The following is a 3,309-nucleotide window of genomic DNA, read 5'->3' on the forward strand; positions in this document are numbered from 1 at the left end:
GTTCCTCATCCATCTCCCACCGCTGAAACGTGGCTTCTCAGGGATCGGGAGCGGATTGAAACGTATAGTCTTTCTGGCTCCAGCCCGTCGTCTGCCAGGTTTGCTCGGCTTTCGTGCTGGTGCGTACAGATTCAGCCTCAGCTCGCTTAGATTGCACTTCTTTCCGACGCTGCTGAATCTGGTTTTGGAGAGCGATCGCCTGCTGGATGCGTTCCTTCGTCAACTGCATCTGCCCCCAAAGCTGATTGCCCTGGCGCAATAAAGCCGCTTCCCGTTCCTCCGCTGGTTTCACCAAATCCAAACGTTGAGCCGCTTTTGCCTTTTCCACCCGTCCATGCCAGCGCTGCACGTCTTGAGCAGTTTCTAGGATTTGATCCTTGAGGTACTGCTCACGGGTCTGTAGTTCTGCCAGTAAATTGATAGCATCCTCCTCTTGTTGGTAAAGCTGCTCTTCTAGCGCCATCAACTCAAGATGGGGATTATCACGAAGAAACTCCTCTAATCGCGTTTCCAGAAAGCGGCTAAAGTCTTCAAATACGCCCATAGTCAGACCCAGGTTGACGCTGCTCCTCTATCCTGCCATAATCCCACGCGGACTGCCCTAAACCCGTGCAATGGTCACCGTCTCAGACTGATCTTGATATTTGCCCTGCCTAGCTTCATAGCTCACTTGGCAAGGCTCTCCTTCCAAGAACAGCAGTTGCACAATCCCCTCGTTCGCATAAATGCGACAGTCGGCGCTCGACGAGTTGGAAAATTCTAAGGTCAAATGCCCACGCCAGGCCGCCTCGGCGGGGGTTAGGTTGGCAATTATACCACAGCGTGCATACGTAGATTTACCGATACAAATTACGGTGATGTTGTCAGGAATACTTAGTTTTTCCAAGGCAACACCTAGACCATAGGAATGGGCCGGCAGGATGAAAAATTCACCGCTTTCATCTTGATGGAGCTGAGTTTGCACCAAGTTGTCTGGATTAAAGCATTTGGGATCGACCACGGTGCCAGGAATGTGTCGAAAGATACGAAACTCCGCTGGCGATAGGCGAATGTCATAGCCGTAGGAGGAGAGGCCATAGCTAATCACCAAGCGATCGCCCCCTGCCGACTCCAAGCGCCGCACGAGAGATGACTCGAAGGGCGCAATCATGCCCTGGTTAGCCATTTGATGAATCCACGTATCGTTTTTAATCATGATGGGCTTACGGCTTGCAGAGCAGGCAAAAAATGGGTTTAGGAACGGTAACTGCGTCGCAGTTCGGTAATTTGATCCGCAATATTGAGGATAGATTCGGGCATGTCGGGGCCAGTTAAAATCACATCCACTTGGCTGGGGCGCTGGTGCAGAAAGTCTAGAACCTCAGCTTCAGGAATGAGGCCAAATTTAGTTGCTAGGCTCAGTTCATCTAGCACGATCAGCGCATAGTCGCCGCTGTAGGCCGCCGTCTTGGTGTAGTCCCAAAGCGCTTGTAGGGCGATCGCCTCCGCCTCTTCGATATGGGGCGTATCGATACAGCGCGGCAAATCGCAGCGCAGCCAGGTGAGGTGCTGACCAAGCTGAACGGGGTGGTCGGGCCCTTGCTGAATCCCACCTTTGAGAAACTGAACCACCAGCACCGGTGTACCTTGACCTGCCAAGCGGAGGGACTGAGCCATCACGCTGGTGAAAAAGCTTCGATGCGGCCCAGTAAACACCTGAATCAGCCCTTCAATGGTATGGCAGAAGGGGCGGTGATCATTCAGGGCATGGGTTTCAATTTGGGAAACCATAAAACTACTCTATTGAAAGAATCTGGGAGAACCAGCAAGCAAACCGGCCACAAAATGGCCGCAGACAGCCAGGGCGATCGCGGCAGACGACGCCGTTGGGTTGAAGATTGCATCACCCTGTTCGAAGAAATGCCTCTCTCACAAACCGCTGATAATAGGGCAGTATAGCCTAGATTTTGATATCGGTTGGTAGCCCAGCAGCCGGAAAAATACTTTCCAAATATAGCGCAGCTTTTAGGCAAAAACTTGGTTTATGACGCTATATGTAGCATTAGCATTCCTAGTTTCAGGATCCCGGACGGGCTTGAATGAGGGCGATCGCCAGTTGGCAAAATCCATCAATTTCTTCCCCCAGAGTGAGGTAGGCAGGGCGATAGGTGAGGCGATCGAGGTAGGGCTGAAGATTGGCCACTCCGACTCCATTGGGGAAGTCTTGAAACAATTCTTGATCATTGGGGCTATCGCCCACAGTCACCACTAAATGTGGAGGGTAGTGGGGAAAATGGTGCTGTAGCACGGCTAGCAATCCTTGCCCTTTGTTTTGCGCCCGCGGTCGAATGTGACACTGCACGGTGCTGTAGGTGAAGCCCCAGCCATCCTGCTGGCAGCGATCGCCCAGGCGCTGTAGATCCACCGCCGATAGCCCTCCTACATCAAACGTCCAATCCGTCAGCCGAAAGCGGTTGTCGGTGGATTCTTGCAGGTGGGGATACTCATCCTGCAAATGGGCAAACATCTGGGCCAGGGCTGAACGATGGTTGTGTTGATCGGGAATCTCGCTCAGCCATTCTGGTGCGGCGTTCCCGTTGGCGTAAAAAAGTCCACCATTTTCAGCGATCGCCCCCTGCACCGGCAGGTAGTTGACCAAGCCCTGCACCCACCCCGCCGATCGCCCCGTGGTGATCAACACGGTGACATCCGCTGCTTTCAACGCCTCCAAGGTCTGGAGTAATTGGGGGGTAAATCGCCCATGGCGGGTGAGTGTGCCGTCCATGTCGGTAGCAATCAGTCCCACTTTTTTGAGAAAATCAGGAGCAAAATTGGGCAAGCGGTCGGTCAGCGGGTAGTCCTGCATATACACTTGGGGATGAAGAACGGGGAGCGATCGCCCGGCAATCCATCGCGATCGCCTCGGGATCATCTCGATACTACGGAATCATGGGGTTGGCTATGGCAAAACTGTCTCCCGATCAGCGCAACTACTACTACCTAATAGAGGCTGAGCGTAACGGTATCCATAAACCCATTCTGGCGGCGCTCTACAGTGCCCACGGTGCGCCCCAGCTTGACAGCGGCGAAACGGGGCTAGGCGTCTATCCCATTCATCGCATTCCCGCCGACGATCTCGCCACCTTTGCCGGACAGGTTCAGTATGCTGCCAACACGGTGCGCAGTATTACCGATCGCCTCACGGCCCAGGGCTGGCGGGGCACCGATCTATGGAATGCCGATCGCGGCCGCTATGCCGATCGATTCATTCAAGCGATCGCTGAAGGCTATTCGCCGCCGTCCAACGACACCGAAGCGGCTTTGCTCGAA

Annotated in this window: 5 protein-coding genes; 1 reads left to right on the top strand and 4 read right to left on the bottom strand. The window is 53.9% G+C overall.

Features of this window, described 5'->3' with window-relative positions; translation table 11 throughout:
• Positions 1-37: 37 nt before the first annotated feature.
• From V6D20_15175 to V6D20_15190, 4 genes are all read right to left on the bottom strand, one after another.
• On the bottom strand, positions 38-544 hold the full coding sequence (locus V6D20_15175; GenBank protein HEY9817122.1) for a TIGR04376 family protein: 507 nt from the start codon (positions 542-544) through the stop codon (positions 38-40).
• A gap of 57 nt (positions 545-601) precedes the next feature.
• Positions 602-1,195, bottom strand: a complete 594-nt coding sequence (gene dcd, locus V6D20_15180; GenBank protein ID HEY9817123.1) for a dCTP deaminase — start codon at positions 1,193-1,195, stop codon at positions 602-604.
• A 38-nt stretch (positions 1,196-1,233) separates the two neighbouring features.
• Positions 1,234-1,770 carry a P-loop NTPase family protein gene (locus V6D20_15185; protein ID HEY9817124.1) on the bottom strand — a complete coding sequence of 179 codons (537 nt, stop codon included), beginning with the start codon at positions 1,768-1,770 and terminating at the stop codon, positions 1,234-1,236.
• A 286-nt stretch (positions 1,771-2,056) separates the two neighbouring features.
• A complete protein-coding gene (locus tag V6D20_15190) occupies positions 2,057-2,911 on the bottom strand; it encodes an HAD family hydrolase (GenBank protein HEY9817125.1) in 855 nt (284 codons plus the stop codon).
• Between the two features lie 29 nt (positions 2,912-2,940).
• Between V6D20_15190 and V6D20_15195 the strand changes: the two genes are divergently transcribed.
• On the top strand, positions 2,941-3,309 hold a 369-nt coding region (locus V6D20_15195), incomplete at its 3' end, for a hypothetical protein (protein ID HEY9817126.1).

Source organism: Candidatus Obscuribacterales bacterium (assembly GCA_036703605.1).
Classification (GTDB): Bacteria; Cyanobacteriota; Cyanobacteriia; order RECH01; family RECH01; genus RECH01.